Genomic DNA, 21796 nt, shown 5'->3' with positions numbered 1-21796 from the left:
ACTCAGTCGCTGGCGCGCAGTATGCGCGCAGGGCGTACTGAAAGCGGGCGCAGGGCAAAGATCATCCCCGCGCCTAAGGTAACGCCAACACCGGCGATGACGATCCCAAGCGCGGATGGCCAGATGACCGCGAACTCTGTGTCGAATATATAAGTAGCCACCGCCCAACCGCCCAGAATTCCGGTCAGCAAAGCAACGCAACCTGCGGCTGCTCCCAAAAGGATTGCCCGCAGGGCAAAGCTGCGCAATATGCGCCCACGGTTGGCACCCAGAGTCTTGAGGATCGCTGCCTCGTACCTACGCGCCGGTTCGCCCGCTGCCGCCGCACCGATCAACACTAAAAACCCGGTCAACAGAGAAACCCCTGCGCCATATGACGTGGCTGCCGCAAGCCCTGCCAGCAGGCCTGATACCCGGTCGATGGCGTCTCTGACCCGGACTGCCGTGATGTTGGGGAATTGACCGGCCAAATCACGCAGAATGGCGGCCTCGGCCTGTTCTTCGGCATAAACGGTAGCGATGAAGCTATGTGGGGCACCAGCCAGTGCAGAGGGGTTCATCGACATGACAAAACCCATTCCTGCAGTAGAGAAATCAACCTCGCGCAGCGATGTGAGTTCAGCTGTGATATCGCGGCCCAGGATATTAACGGTCAGCTCATCGCCCAGTTTCAGGCCCATCTCGTCGGCCTCTTCTGCGGCAAAGCTGACTTGCGGTGGGCCGCTGTAGTCCTCTGGCCACCAAACCCCGTCAGTCACGCGGGCATTCCGTGGGGGGCGGGCAGAGTAGGTTACGCCTCGGTCGCCGTCCAGAACCCAGTGATCGCCTGCAATCTCGCGCGCGGGTCGGCCATTGATTTTGGTAATGATCCCACGCAGCATCGGAGCGCTTTCTACCCGACTGACGGCAGGGTCGGTGTCGAGACGTTCGCTGAACCCGGGCATCTGATCCTTCTGGATATCGACGAAGAAATACGAGGGTGCGACCTCGGGCAAGTTGCCCGAAATCGCATTGCGTAGCGTGCCGTCGATCTGCCCCACCGCCGCAAGGACCGAAAGGCCGAGCCCAAGGGACAGGACCACCGATGCTGCGCCTTCGCGTGGGTCAGAGATTGCGGACAACGCCCACCGCAGTGCTGGACGCCCTCTGGCCCAAGGAGCGCCCGCGCGGGCCAATTTGCGAATGGCAATGGCAGAAAAGGTCAGCAAAGTGAGCGCCCCCGCCAGACCTGCGCTTGTCCAGAGGGTCAACCGGGTTGAACCGCTGAACCAAGCGGCGGCTCCGATCAGTACGGCCAGGCCAATTGCAGTCGCAATTACATAGATCAAGCGCGGGAAGCGGCTTGCCGAAGTCAGCGCATCCCGGAACAATGTTGCCGCACGCACCTCCTCGGTTCTGGCCAGAGGCCAAAGCGTAAACAGGAACGCGGTTAGCACACCATAAAGTGCGGCCTCGAACAGGGGCTGCGGATATAGCGAGAATACAGCAGGGATCGGCAGTTGGGTTTCGATAACCGGTGCCAGCAGCATTGGAAGCGCCGCGCCCAGGGTCAAACCCATGACGATACCAACGCCTGAAAGAACGGCGATCTGGATCATGTATGTCTGAAAGATTGTGGCCCGATCAGCGCCCAAAGTCCGCAATGTCGCAATGGTTTCCGTTTTCTGGGATAGATAGGCGCGCACGGCAGCCGATACTCCGATCCCCCCAACCGCCAATCCGGATAGACCAACCAGCACCAGAAACGCGCTGAGGCGCCCTACAAACTCGGATATCCCCGGTGCACCATTGCGGGCATCAGTCCAGCGCATACCGGTTCCCTCGAAGGCCTGCCTGGCCTGCTGCGACAGCGCCTCCAACTCGGCGGTTTGCGGCAAGTTCATCCTGTATTTAGTGGAAAACAAAGTACCCGGAGCCAGCAGGCCCGATGATTGCAAATCCTCGGTTCGAACCAACGTGCGCGGTCCCAGCGAGAACCCATCTGCCGCACCATCCGGTTCGTGTTCCAGCGAGGCCATCAAAACGAACCTCTGCGTGCCGAGATCAAATTGGTCCCCAATCGCAAGGTTCAGGCGGTCAATCAGGGACGGAGCCATCACGGCGCCGGGCAGACCATTGGCGCCCGCCAAGGCCTCGGGCAAAGAAACTGCGGGTTCCAGAGCCACCGATCCCAACAGCGGATAGGCCCCGTCCACGGCCTTCACCTGAGTTAACGCCCGTTGCGCGCCTGCGCCATCACCCGTGACGGCCATGGACCTGAAATCGACGACCTCCGACACTGCTTGCGCAGTGTCCGCCATCCAGTCACGTTCCTCATCGTTTGCAAAGCGATAGGTGAACTCCAGCTGGGCATCGCCGCCTAAGAGCGACGCGCCCTCTTGTTGCAATCCGGTCTGAATGGCTTGGCGCACCATGCCAACCGCAGCAATTGCTGCGACACCCAAAGCCAGGCAGGCCAGAAACACTCGAAACCCGCGCAACCCACCGCGCAGTTCGCGCCGGGCCAGGCGACCGGCCAGACGCAGGCTCATTCGGCGGCCTCACGCTGGGATTCCTCGGCGATACGCCCATCGCGCAAGCGCACAACGCGGTCGCATTTCTGAGCCAGCGTATGGCTGTGCGTGACCAGAACCAGAGTTGCCCCGTGACGGTCCCGCAGTCCGAATAACAGATCAATGATTGCTGAACCGTTGGTTTCATCCAGATTTCCCGTTGGTTCATCTGCTAGTAATATATGCGGGCGCGGGGCCGAAGCGCGGGCCAGCGCCACACGCTGTTGCTCGCCGCCTGACAACTGCGCCGGGTAGTGATCGATACGATGTGAAAGGCCCACGGCCTCCAACTCGGCCGCGGCGCGCTGGAAAGCATCTTTGTGTCCCGCGAGTTCTAACGGGGTCGCCACGTTCTCAAGCGCGGTCATCGTCGGAATCAAGTGGAAATTCTGAAACACTACGCCCATGGCATCTCTTCTGAACCGTGCCAGCGCATCCTCGCTCAATTTCGTCAAATCTTGGCCCAATGCGGTAACGCGTCCACCAGTTGCCTGTTCTAAGCCGCCCATCAGCATCAGTAGCGACGACTTTCCGGAACCAGAGGGACCGATAAGCCCCAGAGTTTCACCCTTGCTCACAGTCAAAGTGATGTCGTGCAGGATATCCACTCTTCCGGCATTGCCATCCAGCGATAATGCGGCATCTTGGAGGGTGAGAGCGGGTGTCGTCATCGATCAGGCCATCAAGAGGGGTACAGTCCATTGGGATATGGCGCGATACAGAAGCTGCGCAAGGGTTTGATGTCAGGCGTGTTCATCTGTTGCGGATTTGCCGCGACGGCTGAGCCGGTGGTGATTGCGGCGCTCGGAGATTCCCTGACACAAGGATATGGACTTCCGCAACAAGACGGGTTTGTGCCGCAACTGCAACGCTGGTTGCAGGAGGAAGGGGCGGATATTCAGCTTATCAACGCCGGTGTTTCCGGGGATACGACCGCAGGAGGAGCCTCCCGCGTTGATTGGACTCTGACGCCAGAGGTCGATGGCATGATTGTAGCCCTCGGCGGCAATGATCTGTTACGCGGTATCGATCCGGATGTGTCGCGCGCCAATCTTGAGGCAATCCTGAACACCGCTGAAGCTGCGAATGTCGAAGTTCTGCTGATCGGCATGCAAGCCCCCGGGAACTATGGGACGGATTACAAGCAAAGTTTCGATGCCATGTATCCGGAACTGGCGCAGCAGTATGGCGCGATCTATGCGGAAAGCTTCTTTGACGGGCTCACGACCGAGGGCGATCCTGCAGTCGCGCGCCAGTTCATGCAATCTGATGGCATCCATCCAAATGCCCAAGGCGTTGCGCTGATCGTTGACGCGCTGGGACCTTTTGTACTGGCTTTAGCGGAGCGCGCTGCCGATTAGGAGGGTCCTATGCCAGGCCGGTTTTTTCTCACACGACCAATTGGCGAGATTGCTAAGTTCCTGAACGTGAAAGATAACGTAGGGCCTCAACCCCCGCGCAGAAATATTCAACCGGGTCAGGAGGTGACGGTATTGACCGGTGAAGGCTTGAAGATGATGCGATGGGGGATGATCCCGGTCGGCAGGGTCAATGCGCGCGGACGTCCGGTGATGGAGACCATTATCAACGCTCGCTCTGAAACGGTTTTTGACAAAAGCGCATTTGAAGGTGTTGGGCGCGCAGTTATACCAGTTGATGGCTGGTACGAGTGGACCGGAGAGAAACGGCGCAAAACTGCATGGCGTATCGCAGCGAAGGATGGCATACCGCTGTTATTTGCTGCAATTACGGATAGTTGGGAGGCCCCTGGTGGGCAGCGTGTGGATCAGGTCGCCGCAGTCACCTGCGAGCCAAATGCCGATGTAAAGCCGATCCACCACCGTATGGGTGTGTTGCTGGGGTCGCAGGATGTGGATTGCTGGTTACATGGATCCGAAGAAGAGGCGCAGAAGCTGATGCGCCCATGGCCAGAAGGTCGCCTGAGGATTGAACAAGCCGACGATGTGGATTGGTCGGCGGCTTAGACCACGGTCACCACGGTTCCAATCGGCACCCGGTTGTACAGATCGATTACATGCTCATTCAGCATCCGTATGCAGCCGTTCGAGGCCGCGCGACCGATGGTTTGCGGTTGTGTGGTGCCATGGATGCGGAAATAGGTGTCGACTCCGTTTTGGAACAGATACAAAGCGCGCGCGCCCAGTGGATTATCGCTCCCTCCGGGTTGGACATAGTCGTTGTCCTTGAACCGACCATAGGCCACCGGGTCGCGTTCGATCATCTCATCGGTCGGTCGCCAGGTGGGCCATTCCTTCTTGACGTCGATAGTTGCGGTTCCTGTGAACTCCAGTCCGGCCTTGCCGACGCCGCAGCCATAACGGATCGCTTTGCGGGGTTCGGTTATATAGTAAAGGTAGAAGGAACGGGGAACGACCAGCAGCTGACCGGGTAGGAATTGCTTTTTGACCCGCACGAATTGTGGCGTGGGATCATATTCGACCGCTTTCTTGGCGCTGACAACGCCCGGAAGCAGGCTGACGGCAGTACCGGCCAGAAATACGCGGCGTGTGAACATGGTGACATCCCTCAAATGACCAAAGAAATCATAACGCTAGTTTTGAAATGATAGCGGATTTGGTCAATCACCGGGGAGGAATAACCCGATTGTGATGTATTCACTATGCCACACACGGGGCGCGGGCATAGCGGAGAGGGCGGGAAAAATCCCGCCCTTTGAATGGCTTAGGCCAGTTCGATATTGTCGGCGCTTTCGCGGCCGTCACGACCAGCGCGCAGCTCGTACGTGACCTTCTGGTTGTCGGCCAGACCGGTGAGGCCCGAACGCTCGACAGCCGAGATGTGTACGAAGATGTCTTTGCCGCCATCTTCAGGTGCGATAAAGCCGTAGCCTTTGGTGGTGTTGAACCATTTTACGGTGCCTGCGGGCATATCCGTTGTCTCCTGTTTAGTGCTGCCCACGTGGATGCGGCAGCCCGGCGTCGTTGTCTGGATCGATAGACTGAGCGCCGTAGAAGGAGACTGCAGGTCGAAATAGAAAAACGTAAGCCTCATGGATATGGCATCGGTCAGGCGGTGTGGCAAGGGCGGATTGTACGGTTTGTACAGGGGTTTGAGGGGCAATCGTCCGACTTGTACAAGAATCCGCCGATGGTTTTGGTTATTGGTTTGCGTGCCAATGATAAGGCCCGGTTATTTGTCTGGCGCGTCGGAGTGGCATTCAGAATCCGTTAACCCTGGTCATGATCAAGTTGCAGCATGAGCGATTATCGACGCGTCCGCATTCCCGGTGCCAAGTATTTTTTCACCGTGTCTTTGGCCGACCGGTCGTCGGATTTGTTAGTGCGAGAGGTGGCGCATTTGCGGGCCGCCTTTGCAGTGACCCAGAGGGAGCGGCCGTTCTGGTGCGATGCGTTTGTTGTGTTGCCGGATCATTTGCACGCGGTTTGGACCTTGCCGCCGGGGGATGCGGATTATTCGACACGGTGGGGTGCGATTAAGGCGCGGTTTACCATGCGGGTCAGAGAAGCAATGCGTAGGCCGGGCTTCAGCCCGGCACCCGCCCCCGAACACCTGCCCGTTGTGACATCCGGCAGATATGCCGGGCTGAAGCCCGGCCTACGGGCCGACAGACGCGAAGCGCCTGTTTGGCAGCGCCGTTTTTGGGAGCACACCATTCGGGACGAACAGGATTACCGCAATCATATGGCGTATTGTTGGCGGAATCCGGTGAAGCACGGGTTGGTCGAGCGCCCGACCGATTGGCCGTATTCGTCAATCCATCGCGATATTCGTGCGGGTCGGGTTGATCCGGAGTGGAGTGGTGCGGTCACCGAGGGACCGTTCGGAGAGCCGTAGGATGGGGTTTCACCCCATCATTTGAGAGGTTGGATTTTGGAATTGATTTGGTGTGCGGGAACAGATCGTGCGAGTGTTCGGGTATTATCGTTGAGTGAGTGATGGGGTGAAACCCCATCCTACGCTTGCTAAGTTTGCTTATTTCGGCGGTGCATACTTGTTGTGGTTAGCAATCAAGGAAACAAGTTGGGTGGTTGTGCCTAATAGGTCTTGAGCTTCGTCAATCGTATAAAACTTGTCGGGGTGCGCCACCGGGTTTCTAAACCCGCTCCTGAAATTGTCCAAAGTTCCGCTCAACGCATCGTCAAGCGCTTTTCGACCTTCTAGTGCCTTTACCATTGGGCCCCACATCGGTTTGTCCAGTCTTTTCTGTTTGATAACAGAAAAGTACAGTTGTTTTAGGCAACATTCGGAGCCGCGCATGAGGTGATATGCAGCCGCCGTGCCGCGCCCAAGGACTAGGCACATTCCAGCTTCTTGGAAGTCATTTCGGGCGTTTTCTGGCAAGCGCGCAAAAGTTTCTCGGCCAAATATGCCAGAGATATCTTCGAACAATAGGTCGGTATTGTATCTTCTCTCATCTGGAAAGAACGCGGATAGTTCTTCTGCTTCTGCTAATATAACTCTTTGTAGAACATTGATCTCCTCAAATAGTGCCTTGCCGTCGGGAGCCTCTAAGTTCGAACCATCTTTATATTTGTTGTCAAATTCCGCCTTCATTTCTTTGAGTTTTTTTGACGCATTGTTTGAAACTTTGAGATTTAGTTCTTCGATGTAACTAAATACTCGTTCCAAATTTTGTTGGATATATCCCTCTCCGATGTAGGGCAAACTATCCTCTGCATTGCTTCGAACGAAAAGCAATACTGCGCCAAAATGGATGTATTTTCTTAGATTGTTTTTTTCCAATCAAATCACCGCGCAAACTTCTTGTGCTTCAACCGCTTGGGCTCCAGCGCGTCCGGTCCCAGACGGCGTTTTTTGTCCTCTTCGTAGTCCTCGAAGTTGCCCTCGAACCACTCCACATGGGCATCGCCCTCGAAGGCCAGAATATGCGTACAAATCCGGTCGAGGAAGAAGCGGTCGTGGGAAATGACAACGGCGCAGCCGGCGAAATCGACTAGGGCGTCTTCCAGTGCGCGCAGGGTTTCGACGTCGAGGTCGTTGGTGGGTTCGTCGAGTAGCAGGACGTTGCCGCCCTCCTTCAGCAGGCGGGCCATGTGGACGCGGTTGCGTTCACCGCCGGATAGCAGCGAGACCTTTTTCTGCTGGTCGCCGCCCTTGAAGTTGAAGGACGAGCAATAGGCACGGGAATTGACCTGCGCGTCACCCAGTTGGATGATCTCGGCACCGCCGGTGATCGCCTCCCACACGGTGTCGTTGTCTTTCAGGTCGTCGCGGGACTGGTCGACATAGGACAGCTCGACCGTGTCGCCCAGCGTGATGGTGCCGCTGTCGGGCTGCTCCTGACCGGTGAGCATCTTGAACAGGGTCGATTTACCGGCGCCGTTGGGGCCGATGACTCCGACGATGCCGCCGGGGGGCAGGGCGAAGTCCAACCCTTCGATCAGTTGCTTGTCGCCCATGTGTTTCGACAGGCCCTCGACCTCGATCACCTTGCCACCAAGGCGCTGGCCGTTGGGGATGACGATCTGGGCGCGGGTCAGCTTTTCGCGTTCGGACTGTTCGGCCAGTTCGTTATAGGCGTTGATCCGGGCCTTGGATTTGGCCTGACGGGCCTTTTGGCCCTGACGCATCCATTCCAGTTCGCGTTGCAGGGTCTTCTGCTTGGACTTGTCTTCGCGGGCTTCCTGCTCCAGCCGTTTGGCTTTTTGTTCCAGCCATGCGGAATAGTTCCCCTCGTACGGAATGCCGCGACCGCGGTCGAGTTCGAGGATCCAGCCGGTGATGTCATCCAGGAAATAGCGGTCGTGGGTGACGATCAGGATGGTGCCCTTGTAGTCGATCAGGTGCTGTTGCAGCCAGGCGATGGTCTCGGCGTCCAGGTGGTTGGTCGGTTCGTCGAGCAGAAGCATGTCGGGCGCTTCGAGCAGCAGTTTGCAGAGCGCCACGCGGCGTTTCTCACCGCCCGAAAGGTTGGCGATGTTTGCATCGTCTGGCGGGCAGCGCAGCGCTTCCATCGAGACATCGATCTGACTGTCGAGGTCCCACAGGTTTTCCGCGTCGATCGCGTCCTGCAGGGTGGTCATTTCCTCCATCAGCTCATCCGAGTAGTTCTCGGCGATCTCCATGGCGATTTCGTTGAAGCGGTCGACCTTGGCCTTTTTCGCGGCCACGCCCAGCATGACGTTTTCTCGGACGGTCAGCGATTCATCCAGCTGAGGTTCCTGCGGCAGATAGCCGACCTTGGCGCCCTCGGCCGCCCATGCCTCACCGGTGAAGTCGGTGTCGAGGCCGGCCATGATCTTCATCAGCGTCGATTTACCCGCGCCGTTGACACCGACAACACCGATTTTCACACCGGGCAGAAAGCTCAGGTGGATGTTTTCAAAGCACTTCTTGCCACCGGGATAGGTCTTGGAGACACCCTGCATGTGGTAGACATATTGATAGGCGGCCATGTCGCGTCCTCTGGGTCGGGGAAATCAAGTTGGAACGCTGGATATCCGAGGCGAGCGGGCGGGGCAAGCTGGTGGTTTTGTGAATTTTCTGTGGTCGTTTGATCCGGTAGAACCAACACGACAAGGAGTGGTGGGGTTTTGGCAGAACTTGCGGAACTGATTGCCGGTTGGGCGCAACCGGGCCGGGTGACATGGATCGGTTTACGTCCCGGCCGCAGAGCGGAATTGGATGGGCGCAACGAGGTTTGGGTCTCAGCCGATGGGCTCGACGGCGACCGCAGCCGGGCGGGCAAGCGGGCGGTGACTTTGATCCAGCAGGAACATCTGGCGGCGATTGGCTCTTATCTGGGGCAGGGATCGGTTATGCCTGAGATCCTGCGGCGCAATCTGGTGGTTTCGGGGATCAATCTGGCGGCGCTAAAGGGGCGGGAGGTGCAGGTCGGGGAGGCCGTTTTGCGCTTTACCGTGATATGCGCTCCGTGCAGTCGGATGGAGGAGGCGTTGGGCAAAGGCGGCTATTCTGCTGTGCGGGGGCATGGGGGTTGGTGTGCCGAAGTAGTGCAGCCGGGGCAAGTCAGGCTTGGCGATGTGGTGCAGCCGATTGATTGACAACACCTCTCAGTTCTGAACATCAGCAGAGGATGGAACGCAGTACCATTCCATATGCGGGGCCCGGGCAGGTCGTGGGGTTGTTCGGAGGGTCATTTGATCCTCCGCATCAAGGTCATGTGCATGTGACGCGCGAGGCGATGAAGGCGTTCGGGCTGGATCGGGTGTGGTGGCTGGTGTCGCCGGGCAATCCGTTGAAGGAGCGGGGGCCTGCGCCTTTGGAGCGGCGGGTTGCGGCGGCGCGGGACGTGATGCAGCATCCGCGCGTTGATGTGACGGATATTGAGGCGCTGACGGGGACGCGGGCGACGGCGGATACACTGGCGGCACTGCGGCGGCTTTATCCGCAGGTTCGGTTTGTATGGCTGATGGGGGCCGACAATCTGGCGCAGTTTCACCGCTGGAAAGACTGGCGACAGATCATGGACAGCGTGCCTGTGGGCGTTGTGGCGCGGCCTGGGGACCGGATTTCTGCTCGGATGTCTCCGGCGGCTCGGCTTTATGCCAAGTACCGTATCGATGGGCAGGCGCGGCATTTGCTGGGGCGGGCGGAGGCTCCGGCGTGGTGTTTTGTGAACGTGCCGATGGTTGACGTCAGTTCGACCGAGTTGCGCAATCGCGGGAATTGGAGCGATGGGGTGTTGCCCGAATGACTCCACTTGGCGCATAATCTTAATCAAGTGATTGTCTGCATTTAAGCTCTGGGATTCTAATAGACCCATGGTCGATCGAATTTCGCGTCGTTTGTTTCTGGGTGGATTAGGGGCGTCTCTGGTTCCGGGCACAGGTCTGGCCGAGGCGCCTTTGGTGTCTCTGCGCCCTGTGCTGCGTGGCCCGCAACCCAGCGGGGCTGAGCGGCTGGTTAAGGCGGCGGGGCTGAGGGGCGAGGTTGTTTTTGCCGTGGCCGACGTGGAATCCGGAACACCGCTGGAGGTGTTCGGCGAGGGCCAAAGCCTACCACCAGCCAGCGTCGCCAAGGCGCTGACCGCGCTTTATGCGCTGGATGTGCTGGGTCCGGAGTATCGGTTCGAAACGCGCTTGATCGCGGATGGACCGGTCGAGAATGGCATTCTGAAAGGCGACCTGATCCTTGCGGGTGGCGGTGATCCGCTGCTGGATACAGACGCGCTGGCCACAATGGCAGCCAATCTGCGCAAGGCCGGGATCACCGAGGTGAAGGGCGCGTTCAAGGTCTATGATGGTGCGCTGCCCTACGTCTTCAGCATTGATCCGGGGCAGCCGGATCATCTGGGCTATAGCCCGTCGATCAGCGGGATTTCCCTGAATTTCAACCGTGTGCATTTCGAGTGGAAACGCGAGGGCACCGGCTATGACGTGACCATGGATGCGCGCAGCGCAAGTTACAGGCCGTCGGTGGATATGGCATCAATGCGGGTCGAGAACCGCAGCCTGCCGATCTACACCTATCAGCCAAGCGCGCGGCAGGATCGCTGGACCGTGGCCAAAGGCGCGCTAGGCAATGGCGGGGCACGCTGGCTGCCGGTACGCAAGCCTGCGCTTTATGCCGGAGATGTGTTCCGCACGCTGGCACGCGTGAATGGGATCGTGCTGGGCCGGGTGCAGGTGACGCGGCAAGCACCGCAAGGGACCGAACTGGTGGTGCATCAGAGCGATCCGTTGGAAAGCATCCTGAAGGGGATGCTGAGATATTCGACCAATATAACCGCCGAAATGGTGGGTTTGGCGGCCACCAAGGCCCGCGGGGTTGCGCCGCAGAGCCTTGAGGACTCGGCCGCAGAAATGAACCTGTGGGCGGCAGAGCGTTTTGGCGCAGATGGGATCGCGATGGTCGATCATTCCGGACTTAGCGGTTCCTCACGTATGGCCCCCTTCGGTCTGGTCAATACGCTGGTGGCGGCGGGGCAATCAGAGGAGCTGCGGCCGTTGCTTCGGTCCTTCACGCTGGCCGACAAAAATGGGCAGCCGGTCAAGGATCATCCGATCAAGGTCGACGCAAAAACGGGTACTTTGAACTTCGTCTCGGGTCTTGGCGGTTACATGACAACGGCAGATGGAGTGGATCTGGCGTTTGCGATCTTCACCGCCGACACCGCGCACCGCGCCACGATCCCGCGCGCGTCGCGCGAGCGCCCGGACGGCGCGCGGGCTTGGAACCGGCGGTCTCGCAAATTGCAACGCAATCTGATTGAGCGTTGGGGTGCGCTCTACGGTAGCTAGGTTGTATGCCGCGCCCGTGCCCCGCGTTCGATAGCGGCAGCGTGCAGGCGGTCGATGCTGAGCTCGTACCGGATTTCTTCCAGCAGACGCAGTTCGGTTTCGGCCAGAGTGCCGTCAGCGGCGGCGACATCACAGGCCAGCGCGTAGGCGGTTTCGTTCAGGCGTTCGGGCAGGTTGTCACGGATCAGTCCGAACAGGGCATCCAGCCCGTCAACCTGCTCAAACAAATCAAACACGATCTGCGAGACGCGGCGGGTTCGGTCGATGTCGTAGCCTGCAAACACCGGCAGCATGTTGACCGCGCCTTCAATCTTGACCAGCTCTGCAGTTCGGATGTTCTCGTCCGAGGCGGAAATCGCCACCATGATCGCCACAAGGCAATCCTGCGGGGACATCGGATGTGGGGTTTGCTCGGTCATGGTGTCGTCCTGAATGAAACGTTTGTTGCCGCACGATAGGAGCGGGTGCAAGGAGGTTCAACTGGTAGTTTTGGGGTGCAATGAATGCGATCGATGAAGGTGGGTGATTTCGGCTGTGATGTAAACGTCCGTTGAGAGCTTATACCTGCCGTCGACCAGGCTTCTATTCTTTGCATGTGCTGCGCGTCGCGAACCAAGCATTTCGGACTTTCACCGCCAGCATTCCAAAGCAGAACTTCGCCAAGTTAATTGGCCATACGGAAACGACCAGGCACTAGCTAAGATGCGTTTCAGTTGGGCGTTTTTCTATGCCTTGCACCGCCGGTCATGCCCGATATTTAGCAAGCTCACTCCAGAATAATTCTACAGCATCCGAAGTGTTCTGTGACTTACGCGCTGCGCAGATGTTCCACGTAAGGTTCTGTGCCATAGACACGGGTTTCACCGTCTTTGCATGGATCAGATCCGCAAATGTGTCCGCCATCCCTCCCACGATGTAGTCCGGTTCTGCCAACAATCCGGTCAGGAGGTTGTAGTCGTCGCATTCGATATGCGGCTGTGCATTCACCTTTTCGACGGCTTCAGCACCGCCACCAAGTGCTTTTGTCAAAGCGGCTTTCCAGTGTTTGTGGAGATGCGGAGATGCAAAGGGAAAATCGAATATGCCTGCCATCGTTTGCGGGCCACGCTGATGAATCTTATGGTCGCGATGTGCCACAAACTGGATTTGTTGTTTCTCCATCACCATAATCTCGACGTTGTCAGCTTCGGGTGTGTAGGTCAGGTCACCGAGGAACATGTCGAACTTTCCCGCCTGCAACAAATCAAGCGGTCGTGCGTAGGCGCTTACCAGAATTCGGAAACGAAGATCAGGCATCACTTGCCGCACTGATCGCAGGGCGGGCAGGATCAGGGTTCTCGTGGTCAGAGGCCCGCAACCGATCAGCAAAGTGCCCGGCCCGGTTTCGCGCAAAGCGGCCACGCGCGTTGCATACTGGTTCAGGTCTTCGCGCAGCGCCTGGGCGATTGGCAAGAACTCCTGCCCTGCGCGTGTCAGAGTGCTGCTGTTTCGGCTTCGATGAAACAAAACAAGCCCCGTATAGTCCTCGGCCTGCCCGACATAGCGGGACAATGATGCGTTGGACACACCCATCGCACGGGCAGCATTTTGGAAACTGCCGATTTCAGCCAATGTAAGAAAAGCGGTCAAAGAGTTTTCGTTCATCATGCCGTCAACCACATTTCAGGTTTTGTTCTTTAGATTTCACAATATGAAATTCCGGTAAAGCTCTGTTGCGACGCGAAAGTTTCGACCGCTATCCCTGATCGGACTTTCGATACTCCCTTCACCGGTATCGTCTTCTACGTTCGCAGAGGTAAAAATGTTCATTTTTCGATCTATTGTGGTTTCCGCCACGCTGGCTACAGCTTCGGTCTGTGCCCTGCCAGTTTTGGCCGAAACCGACCAGCCCAATATCCTTGTCATCATGGCCGACGATGTCGGCTGGGCCAGTCTGGGCAGCTATCATCAGGGTGTGAAAAGTATCAAAACCCCCAACCTTGACCAGCTTGCTGCGGATGGTATGCGCCTTACGGACTACTATGCACAGCCAAGCTGCACCGCAGGGCGATCTGCCTTTATCACCGGACAATTGCCAGTTCGGACGGGGATGCACACAGTCGGGCTGCCCGGAGATCCGGAAAAAGGTCTGAATGAAAAAGACCCTACTCTGGCAAACATCCTTAAATCTCTAGGCTACACCACCGGGCAATTCGGCAAAAATCACTTGGGCGATATGAACAAGTTTCTGCCAACTGTGAAAGGTTTCGATGAATATTGGGGCTGGCTCTACCACCTGAATGCGATGGAATACACCTCTGACCCCGATTGGCCCAAAGATCAGAAATTCAACGACACATTTGGCCCACGGAACATCATCCACGCCTATGCCACTGATACAATTGATGAAACCGTAGATCCACGCTGGGGGCTGGTTGGAAAGCAGCGTATAATAGACGATGGCCCAGCTCCGCCTGAACGGCAAAAAACGCTCGACGATGAGGTGACGGCCCATACTCTGGACTTCATCAACCGCGCGGTCGATAGCGACACGCCCTTCTTTGTCTGGATGGCCCCGGCCCGAGCGCATGTCTGGACACATCTGAGCCCCGAATACGAGGCAATGCTGGGCGACGGGCGCGGTTTGCAGGATGTCGTAATGAAAGAGCTTGACGACAACGTGGGCAAGGTCATGGCCCGTCTGGACGAACTTGGCATCTCGGACAACACTATTGTAGTCTTCACCTCGGATAACGGCCCCGAAACCATGACTTGGCCTGATGGTGGAACAACACCGTTCCGAGGCGAAAAAGGTACGACATGGGAAGGCGGCTTCCGCGTTCCTGCTATCATTCGCTGGCCCGGAAGAGTTTCCGCCGGGACCGTAAGCAACGGTATTTTTGCCGGTCTTGATTGGATGCCTACCCTCGTCGCCGCCGCCGGAGGACCTGACGATCTGCCTGGATCACTACTGAAGGGCTATGAGGGCTATCAGGTGCATCTGGATGGTTACAACCAACTGCCTTTCCTGACTGGCGAGGGTGAGAGCAACCGGGACGAGATTATCTACTACGAAGGTCCGGACCTGCAAGCTGTACGCCATGGTGATTGGAAAGCACATTTCACGATACAAACCGAAGGATGGGCAGGTCCAAAAGAGGAACTGAACGCGCCCCTGCTGTTCAACCTGCGCCGCGATCCCTATGAAAAGGCAGCTGAGGAGTCGGGGATGTATACCCGTTGGATGGGCAACAAAATGTGGGCCTTTGGCCCTGCTGCCAAAATCGTCCAAAACCACCTGTCTACCTTCAATGACTATCCTCCGCGGGGGTCGGACATAACCAACCAGGGCCATGTCGAAGAGCAGATATCGACCGAAGGTGGGATGTCGCAGTAGAAATCAAACCTCGGGGGGCATCACCTGTTGCCTCCCGATCTGTGTCAAGGATTTCATCGAGGGCCGCGAAAATCACGCTTCACCGCCTCTTTGCTATCGCACTGCCCTGTTCATCCCGCCGTCGGACAGTATACTCTGACCGTTGATATACCGGGCTGCATCGCTGGCGAGAAACACGCAAGCCTGCCCAATTTCTTCGAACGTTGCGGGCCGCTGAGCGGGGATTTCCCGGCGTGCCTGTTCGGACAGGTTCACGTTTTCGCAGAACCCCGGCAGCAGGTTGTTCATGCGAATGTTGTGCCGTGCATATCGGTCCCCGTAAAGCTTTGAGAAACTATGCAATGCTCCACGCAGCATGCTCATGGGATAGGGCGCACGTGGCTCGATTGTGTTCATGGATGAGATATTTACGAATGCACCGCCGCCTTGTTCGATCAGAATGGGCGTGACGATACGGGCGATCTTGACGACATTTAGCACATACATGTCCAGACTTTCGTGCCATAACTCGTCGCTGAGTTCCAATAGCGGTCCGTCAAAGTCAGGATCGAAACCGACGGTTTTGATGGCTTCAGGCACCGTTCCACCGTGACCCATATTACTGACGATTGCATCAATCCGTCCATATTTGCTCATGGTGTCGTCGACCATCGCTTGCAAATCATCGACATCTAATACAGAGCCGCGACGGCCAATGCCCTCAAGTTCCTCCGCCAATTCAACCGAGCGGTTGGAAGGAGACATAAGCGAAACCTTATAGCCGGCTTTCGCCATTTCAATGGCGCAACCCCGGCCAATTCCCTGTCCTGTACCTGTCATCAAAGCAACTTTGGTATCGGGCATGGTATGTCCTTTCTTTGGGCGCACAGTGTGTGAGGTTTATTGATCTGTGGTCAGTGTAACTACCGGGAACAAAGCAGACCTATCGAGTTTTTGGGACAATGCTGTTAGGTTTTCTCACATGCCGGGGAACCTTAGACATCTACGTGCCCTTCAGGCCTTTGATGAAACCGCAACCCACTCCAGCCTGTCCAAGGCAGCAGATGTTCTGAACGTCACCCACGGGGCGATCAGTCGGCAAATTAAGCTGCTGGAACTGCATCTTGGCGTAACGCTTTTTCATCGCCGCCCAAATGGGGTTGAACTGACCAGTGCCGGGGAGCTTCTGCATCAATCGACGCGCGGGGCATTTTCGGCGTTGCAACTGGGCGTGATGGAGGTGAAGCGGCTGCATCACCGCCAGTCGATTACGGTGTCGTTGTCAACATCGCTGGCGCTTAAATGGCTTGTCCCGTTGCTCAGTTCATTTCAGCAAGAACATCCGGGTATCGCGTTGCTGCTGGACACAAATGATCGATTTGCGGATTTTGATGCGTCTGAGGTCGATGTCGCCCTGCGGTTCGGGGAACCCGGTTGGGACGGGCTCTATCATGAGCAGATAAGACAAGAGGACCTGATTGTTGTAGCAGCGCCATCCCTTGTTGGTAAAACCCGACTGCCGATGCCCGCCGAGAATGTGGCTGATCTTCCACTCTTGCATGATGCCTACAACGTCGGATGGGAAAGCTGGGCTGCGCAGGTCGGGCTGGGCGCTGACCGGATCAATTCGCAGAGCATCAAGTACGTGGACAGCGCGGTTCTGTTGGAGGCTGCGATTGACGGGCAAGGTGTAGCGTTGGCAAGACATCTCTTGGCGGAGAGGGATTTGGAACTTGGTCGCTTGATCCGCCTCGATGAAAGCCGGGTTCCATTGGATCGGGGGCTCTACTTCGTCTGCCACCCCGGCGATCAGGAACGGGTCACCGTGAGAATTTTCAGGAAATGGCTTATGTCGATTTAATCTTTTTTTGCCTTGCTTGCAAATCCGCGAGAGCGATCAACAGACTACGTTTTTCAGAATGCCGCAATGCCCCGTGCTGCGGACACTTGTAACCAAGACCAGATATGGATTGCACGCCGTTCATGCGCATAGAGGCATGAAAATCACCACCCTTTATTGACTCATACTGCACCTGCACAATAACAGGGGCCGGTCCGGGCGCATGGGGTGTCTGGCACGTTTCCCGATGGAGTATCCAAATGTCTGACCTGCGTGAAACCGCGATGACGTCCAAGGCGTGGCCGTTTGAAGAGGCGCGGCGGTTGCTCAAACGGTATAAGCAGGGCGCTCCGGAAAAGGGATATGTGCTGTTTGAGACTGGTTATGGCCCCTCGGGTCTGCCGCATATCGGGACCTTTGGTGAGGTGGCGCGAACCACGATGGTCAAGCGCGCGTTTGAGGCGCTGTCGGATATCCCGACCAAGCTGATCTGTTTCTCGGACGATCTGGATGGGATGCGGAAAGTGCCCAGCAATGTGCCGAACCCCGAGGCGCTGCAGGATTATCTGCAATGTCCGCTGACCTCGGTGCCGGACCCGTTTGGTGAATATGACAGCTTTGGTGAGCATAACAATGCGATGCTGCGCCGGTTCCTCGATACTTTCGGGTTCGAGTATGAGTTCTATTCGGCGCGTGAGTTTTACCGCTCGGGCCAGTTCGACGAGATCCTGAAGCGCGCCGTTGACAAGTATGACGACGTGATGGCCATCATGCTGAAAAGCCTGCGGGAAGAACGTCAGCAGACCTACTCGATCTTCCTGCCGATCCATCCCGAGACCGGGCGGGTTCTGTATGTGCCGATGAAGAAGGTTTGTGCCGATACCTACACTGTCACCTTCGATGACGAGGATGGCAAGGAATGGACGCTGCCCGTGACTGGCGGCAATGTGAAGCTGCAGTGGAAGCCTGATTTTGGCGCGCGCTGGGCCGCTTTGGGTGTTGATTTCGAGATGTATGGCAAGGAACATGCCACCAACGAAAAGATCTATGACGCGATTTGCCGGGCTTTGGGAGGTCGTGCGCCTGAGCATTTCTCGTATGAACTGTTCCTCGATGAGAACGGGCAGAAGATATCAAAGTCCTCGGGCAATGGCGTGTCGATCGACGAATGGCTGACCTATGCACCGACCGAGTCGCTGGCCTATTTCATGTATCAGAAGCCCAAAACGGCGAAGCGGATGCATTTCGATGTGATCCCAAAGGCGTATGATGAATATCATCAACAGTTGCGGGCCTATCCGGGACAGGACCTGAAGGCTCAGCTGAATAATCCCGTCTGGCATATCCATGGTGGCGACGTTCCGGAATCCACCCTGATGGTTCCGTTTGCGATGCTGTTGAACCTGGCGTCCGTGTCTGGGGCCGAGGACAAGGAGGCGCTGTGGGGCTTTATCCGCCGTTATGCGCCCGAGGCCACTGCCGAGACCCATCCCGATCTGGATCAGGCGGCGGGCTTTGCAGTGAGGTACTTCAACGATTTCGTCAAGCCGACGCGCCAGCATCGCGCGCCGACGGATCAGGAACGTGAGGCGCTGGAAGCATTGAAGGCGGCCTTGGAGGCCTATGATGGGCCGATCGAAGATGAAGCGCTGCAATCGGTGGTCTATTCCATCGGGCGCGAGCGGTTTGATCCGATGCGCGGCTGGTTCACGGCGCTTTATGAGGTGCTGCTGGGGGCATCGCAGGGCCCGCGCTTCGGTGGGTTCATCGCGCTTTATGGATTAGACGAGACCATAGAGCTAATTGACCGGGCACTGAACAACGAACTTACGATGGATGAAGCCCCGGGCTACGATGCTCCATCACCCGGGATGGGGATGTAATCCATCATCCGATCTGGTGTTGCGCCGATCTGATTTGACCTGATCCAGTGTGGGGCTACCCTTGCATCAGGAGGTGGCCCCATGCGTCGACTATTGCTTGCTGTATCCCTGAGTGCCGGACTAGCATCCGGAGTTTTTGCTCAGAGTGACGAGATTGAGGCCAATATCTCGGCGCAGATTCAGGCCTTCAAGGCGGATGACTTTGCCACCGCCTTCACCTTTGCCAGCCCCAATATCCAGCGGCTGTTCGGCGATCCCGAGAATTTCGGGACCATGGTGCGCCGCGGCTATCCTATGGTCTGGCGGCCTGCGGATGTGAGGTTTCTGGAGCTGCGCGAGATTAGCGGAGCCCTGTGGCAGAAGGTCATGATCACTGATGGTGACGGACGGGTGCATCTGCTGGACTACCAGATGATCCAGCAGGAAAACGGCTGGAAGATCAACGGTGTACAGTTGCTGGGCAATTCTGACCCGGCGGCCTGAGGCAACACCACCGTCACGGTGGTAAGAGCCGCGATTAATCCCTTTTCGATACTCAGACCCATGCGCTTGGGCTCAGGGCCCAGGCGGTATCGGGTTTTGGCGCGCGTGCTTGGCGCGATTGGGAAAGGGATTTTACATGAACAAGGCAATCACCGACGGCATCGTGTTCATGCCGCCCGCCTATGCGGCTGGTCTTGGGGTCTGGTCCAGTGGCGACGGCACGCCGGGCTCTCCGACCTATGAGGGGTCGGGCACGGGGGTGTTCGTTCCGGCGGATGCGGATTTCGCAGGCTGTCTGGAGATTTATAAGACGGCAGAACCGCAGCGGCTGCGCTATATGGGGCAAACACCTTTGTTGCCGGGCTGCTATCTGCAGATCAAGGCGCGGGTGAAGGCGATCAGCGGGCCGCTTCCCGAGGTGCGGATTGCCGGCTGGGCCGGAGGAGCCGGAGATGCGCACGTGGACGGATTGGCCGAGCAGGGTCCGGCGGTGCAGCTGACCGGCTATGGCACTGTGCATGAGGTGACGGCCATCGTGGGCACAGGCCTGCGGCCCGGCGTGGACATGCCCTGGGGCAATGCGGTGCTTTATGGCCATTTTGGATTGGATATCGAAGGCACCAACGGTGCGGTGGTGCGGGTGGATGATATCGAGATCACTGATGTGACCTCGGTCTTCCTGCGCGATTTGATTGGTCTGGTCGACGTGCGCGATTTCGGCGCTGTGGGTGACGGGGTCACCGATGACTCGGCAGCGTTTGAGGCGGCGGATCAGGCAGCGAACGGGCGCAAGGTTTATATTCCGCAAGGTGAGTTCCGGCTGGAAGAGAACACTAACATGGCGTCCGAGGTCGCATTTGACGGCACCGTCACGATGCCGGTCGACAAGATGTTGCTGCTGACCAAGAATTTCGATCTGCCCACCTATATCACCGCCTTTGGTGATGAAATGCTGGCGTTTAAAAAAGCGTTTCAGGCGTTGCTGAACAGCTCGGACCATGAATCGCTGGATCTGGGCGGGCGCAAGATTGCGGTGACCGAACCCATCGATATGGCGGCGGCAGTGCCGAACCGGACAGGCTATGCCACCCGTCGCGTGGTGCGCAACGGGCAGTTTGACGTCAAAAGCAGCTCGACCTGGGATACCGAGACCTTCACCTCGATCGCGACCTACAGCCCGTCTGATCCTGATACGCTGACCAACGTGGCCAATGTGGCGAATATACCGGTGGGTTCGCTGGTCACCGGCAGCGGGGTCGGGCGTGAGGTTTATGTGCGGTCGAAAAACGAAAGCACCGGTGAAATCACGCTGAGTGCGCCGACTTATGATGCCGCAGGGACGCAGACCTTCACCTTCACATCGTTCAAGTACCTGCTAGATTTCAGCGGTTTCAGTGCGCTGCAGAAGTTCAACATGGAAGGGATCGAGTTCCAGTGTAACGGTCGGTGCAGCGCGATCCGGTTGTCTCCGGGCGGGAACACTTTTGTACTGAAAGACTGTTTCATCAGTCGCCCGAAGGACCGGGGTATCACATCAATCGGGCGCGGATGTCAGGGGATGCTGATCGATGGCTGTCAGTTCCTATCGACCGAGGAAAGTCTGGACGTGCCGGACCGAAGCTCAATCGCGCTGAACGCCAATGCCAACGACGTCAAGCTGCGCCACAACCGGGCCACGCGGTTCCATCATTTCGCGGTGCTAAGTGGGGACAACAATCTGGTGCTGGGCAACCACTTCTTCCAGGGCGACAACGTCGCGAACGGGGTGCGCAACGCTGGGTTGGTGATCATCGGCGGCTATAACAGTTCGTCCATCGCCGAGAACTATGTCGATAACTGTTTTATCGAATGGACCAACGAGCACGATGCCAACCCGGATTATTTCACCAGCTTCTCGTTCAGCGCGCTGAGCATCACGGATAACATCTTTTATGCCAGCGATGTTGCCCCCTGGTTCAGCTATCTGGTGATCCGCCCCCATGGCACGGGGCATTTCTTGAACGGGCTGACCGTCACCGGCAACAAGTTCCGCGTCAACAACGTGCGGATCGACCGAGTGGACCGGGTCGATACCAGTTTTGCCGATCTTGATCCGGAAAGGCACAAGAGGGTGTGTTTCGAGAACAATACGTTCCACGGCATCGATACGCCTTGCGCCAATCCATTGCGGCTGCAGCACACGCAAAGCTCACCGTCATCAGCCTGGACCGTCAGTTCGCAGGGCCAATTGCCGTTCGGGGGCAGGGCGCGCGGGTGTGATGCGGTTGTTGCTCTGGGAAGCCTCAGGACATCGTTGAATGCGGTGCGCTATACCGCGCCATATGTCGAGTTGCGACAGGGATCGGGCCAGAGCGATATCCGCCTGCGCTGGTCCGAAGGCTTGCGTGGTGCGGTTTCGACCATTCTGCGGATTGATACCTGATTGATGCGGTGGGCCGCCTGAATGTAGGCGGCCC

The 21796-nt window shown here is 57.5% G+C and carries 20 protein-coding genes; 11 read left to right on the top strand and 9 right to left on the bottom strand.

Annotation, left to right across the window (positions count from 1 at the left end; genetic code table 11):
- Nucleotides 1-2 precede the first annotated feature (2 nt).
- Together ACR0L9_RS14415 and ACR0L9_RS14410 are read right to left on the bottom strand one after the other, a co-directional pair.
- The gene (locus ACR0L9_RS14415) at nucleotides 3-2531 is read right to left on the bottom strand and encodes an ABC transporter permease (RefSeq protein ID WP_480895938.1); all 2529 of its coding nucleotides are present in this window, start codon (nucleotides 2529-2531) and stop codon (nucleotides 3-5) included.
- Nucleotides 2528-3223 (bottom strand): ABC transporter ATP-binding protein, encoded by a 696-nt coding sequence (locus ACR0L9_RS14410; RefSeq protein WP_480895937.1) that lies wholly within the window; start codon nucleotides 3221-3223, stop codon nucleotides 2528-2530. The genes ACR0L9_RS14415 and ACR0L9_RS14410 overlap by 4 nt, the downstream gene beginning before the upstream one ends.
- A gap of 69 nt (nucleotides 3224-3292) precedes the next feature.
- On the opposite strand from ACR0L9_RS14410, the gene ACR0L9_RS14405 reads away from it, so the two are divergent.
- Together ACR0L9_RS14405 and ACR0L9_RS14400 are read left to right on the top strand one after the other, a co-directional pair.
- On the top strand, nucleotides 3293-3913 hold the full coding sequence (locus tag ACR0L9_RS14405; protein WP_170423816.1) for an arylesterase: 621 nt from the start codon (nucleotides 3293-3295) through the stop codon (nucleotides 3911-3913).
- A 9-nt stretch (nucleotides 3914-3922) separates the two neighbouring features.
- Nucleotides 3923-4537: an SOS response-associated peptidase gene (locus ACR0L9_RS14400; RefSeq protein ID WP_170818629.1), complete on the top strand. Its 615-nt coding sequence runs from the start codon at nucleotides 3923-3925 to the stop codon at nucleotides 4535-4537.
- Here ACR0L9_RS14400 and ACR0L9_RS14395 read toward each other — a convergent pair.
- Together ACR0L9_RS14395 and ACR0L9_RS14390 are read right to left on the bottom strand one after the other, a co-directional pair.
- Nucleotides 4534-5088 (bottom strand): L,D-transpeptidase, encoded by a 555-nt coding sequence (locus ACR0L9_RS14395; RefSeq protein WP_170395928.1) that lies wholly within the window; start codon nucleotides 5086-5088, stop codon nucleotides 4534-4536. The genes ACR0L9_RS14400 and ACR0L9_RS14395 overlap by 4 nt on opposite strands.
- A 167-nt stretch (nucleotides 5089-5255) precedes the next feature.
- Nucleotides 5256-5462: a cold-shock protein gene (locus ACR0L9_RS14390; protein ID WP_010442474.1), complete on the bottom strand. Its 207-nt coding sequence runs from the start codon at nucleotides 5460-5462 to the stop codon at nucleotides 5256-5258.
- A gap of 327 nt (nucleotides 5463-5789) precedes the next feature.
- On the opposite strand from ACR0L9_RS14390, the gene ACR0L9_RS14385 reads away from it, so the two are divergent.
- Nucleotides 5790-6389 carry an REP-associated tyrosine transposase gene (locus ACR0L9_RS14385; RefSeq protein ID WP_480895936.1) on the top strand — a complete coding sequence of 200 codons (600 nt, stop codon included), beginning with the start codon at nucleotides 5790-5792 and terminating at the stop codon, nucleotides 6387-6389.
- 138 nt (nucleotides 6390-6527) lie between these two features.
- Here ACR0L9_RS14385 and ACR0L9_RS14380 read toward each other — a convergent pair whose 3' ends face one another.
- Nucleotides 6528-7298 carry a hypothetical protein gene (locus ACR0L9_RS14380; RefSeq protein ID WP_170664062.1) on the bottom strand — a complete coding sequence of 257 codons (771 nt, stop codon included), beginning with the start codon at nucleotides 7296-7298 and terminating at the stop codon, nucleotides 6528-6530.
- 5 nt (nucleotides 7299-7303) lie between these two features.
- Nucleotides 7304-8971 (bottom strand): energy-dependent translational throttle protein EttA, encoded by a 1668-nt coding sequence (ettA, locus tag ACR0L9_RS14375; RefSeq protein ID WP_010442471.1) that lies wholly within the window; start codon nucleotides 8969-8971, stop codon nucleotides 7304-7306.
- Between the two features lie 138 nt (nucleotides 8972-9109).
- On the opposite strand from ettA, the gene ACR0L9_RS14370 reads away from it, so the two are divergent.
- The 3 genes from ACR0L9_RS14370 to dacB all read left to right on the top strand — a co-directional run bounded on the left by ACR0L9_RS14370 (nucleotide 9110) and on the right by dacB (nucleotide 11779).
- Entirely contained in the window at nucleotides 9110-9580 is a 471-nt protein-coding gene (locus ACR0L9_RS14370) for an MOSC domain-containing protein (protein ID WP_170637512.1), read from the top strand.
- 32 nt (nucleotides 9581-9612) lie between these two features.
- Nucleotides 9613-10233, top strand: a complete 621-nt coding sequence (locus ACR0L9_RS14365) for a nicotinate-nucleotide adenylyltransferase (protein WP_223117575.1) — start codon at nucleotides 9613-9615, stop codon at nucleotides 10231-10233.
- 67 nt (nucleotides 10234-10300) lie between these two features.
- Entirely contained in the window at nucleotides 10301-11779 is a 1479-nt protein-coding gene (gene dacB / locus ACR0L9_RS14360) for a D-alanyl-D-alanine carboxypeptidase/D-alanyl-D-alanine endopeptidase (protein ID WP_480895935.1), read from the top strand.
- Here dacB and ACR0L9_RS14355 read toward each other — a convergent pair.
- Together ACR0L9_RS14355 and ACR0L9_RS14350 are read right to left on the bottom strand one after the other, a co-directional pair.
- Nucleotides 11776-12198 carry a tellurite resistance TerB family protein gene (locus ACR0L9_RS14355; protein ID WP_170395941.1) on the bottom strand — a complete coding sequence of 141 codons (423 nt, stop codon included), beginning with the start codon at nucleotides 12196-12198 and terminating at the stop codon, nucleotides 11776-11778. The genes dacB and ACR0L9_RS14355 overlap by 4 nt on opposite strands.
- Before the next feature lie 325 nt (nucleotides 12199-12523).
- The gene (locus tag ACR0L9_RS14350) at nucleotides 12524-13423 is read right to left on the bottom strand and encodes a LysR family transcriptional regulator (protein ID WP_480895934.1); all 900 of its coding nucleotides are present in this window, start codon (nucleotides 13421-13423) and stop codon (nucleotides 12524-12526) included.
- Between the two features lie 157 nt (nucleotides 13424-13580).
- Here ACR0L9_RS14350 and ACR0L9_RS14345 point away from each other — a divergent pair, with 157 nt between their 5' ends.
- Entirely contained in the window at nucleotides 13581-15155 is a 1575-nt protein-coding gene (locus ACR0L9_RS14345) for an arylsulfatase (protein WP_480895933.1), read from the top strand.
- Between the two features lie 93 nt (nucleotides 15156-15248).
- Here the strand turns inward: ACR0L9_RS14345 and ACR0L9_RS14340 are convergent, their stop codons facing one another.
- The gene (locus tag ACR0L9_RS14340) at nucleotides 15249-15998 is read right to left on the bottom strand and encodes an SDR family oxidoreductase (RefSeq protein ID WP_170395947.1); all 750 of its coding nucleotides are present in this window, start codon (nucleotides 15996-15998) and stop codon (nucleotides 15249-15251) included.
- A gap of 118 nt (nucleotides 15999-16116) precedes the next feature.
- Here ACR0L9_RS14340 and ACR0L9_RS14335 point away from each other — a divergent pair, with 118 nt between their 5' ends.
- From ACR0L9_RS14335 to ACR0L9_RS14320, 4 genes are all read left to right on the top strand, one after another.
- Entirely contained in the window at nucleotides 16117-16995 is an 879-nt protein-coding gene (locus ACR0L9_RS14335) for a LysR substrate-binding domain-containing protein (RefSeq protein WP_480895932.1), read from the top strand.
- 239 nt (nucleotides 16996-17234) lie between these two features.
- A complete protein-coding gene (locus ACR0L9_RS14330) occupies nucleotides 17235-18857 on the top strand; it encodes a lysine--tRNA ligase (RefSeq protein WP_480895931.1) in 1623 nt (540 codons plus the stop codon).
- Between the two features lie 81 nt (nucleotides 18858-18938).
- The gene (locus tag ACR0L9_RS14325; protein WP_170514055.1) at nucleotides 18939-19340 is read left to right on the top strand and encodes a DUF4864 domain-containing protein; all 402 of its coding nucleotides are present in this window, start codon (nucleotides 18939-18941) and stop codon (nucleotides 19338-19340) included.
- 136 nt (nucleotides 19341-19476) lie between these two features.
- A complete protein-coding gene (locus ACR0L9_RS14320; protein WP_170818638.1) occupies nucleotides 19477-21762 on the top strand; it encodes a glycosyl hydrolase family 28-related protein in 2286 nt (761 codons plus the stop codon).
- Nucleotides 21763-21796 lie beyond the last annotated feature (34 nt).

The organism is Ruegeria sp. I3 (assembly GCF_056532525.1).
This window is presented reverse-complemented; position numbering and strand designations above follow the sequence as displayed.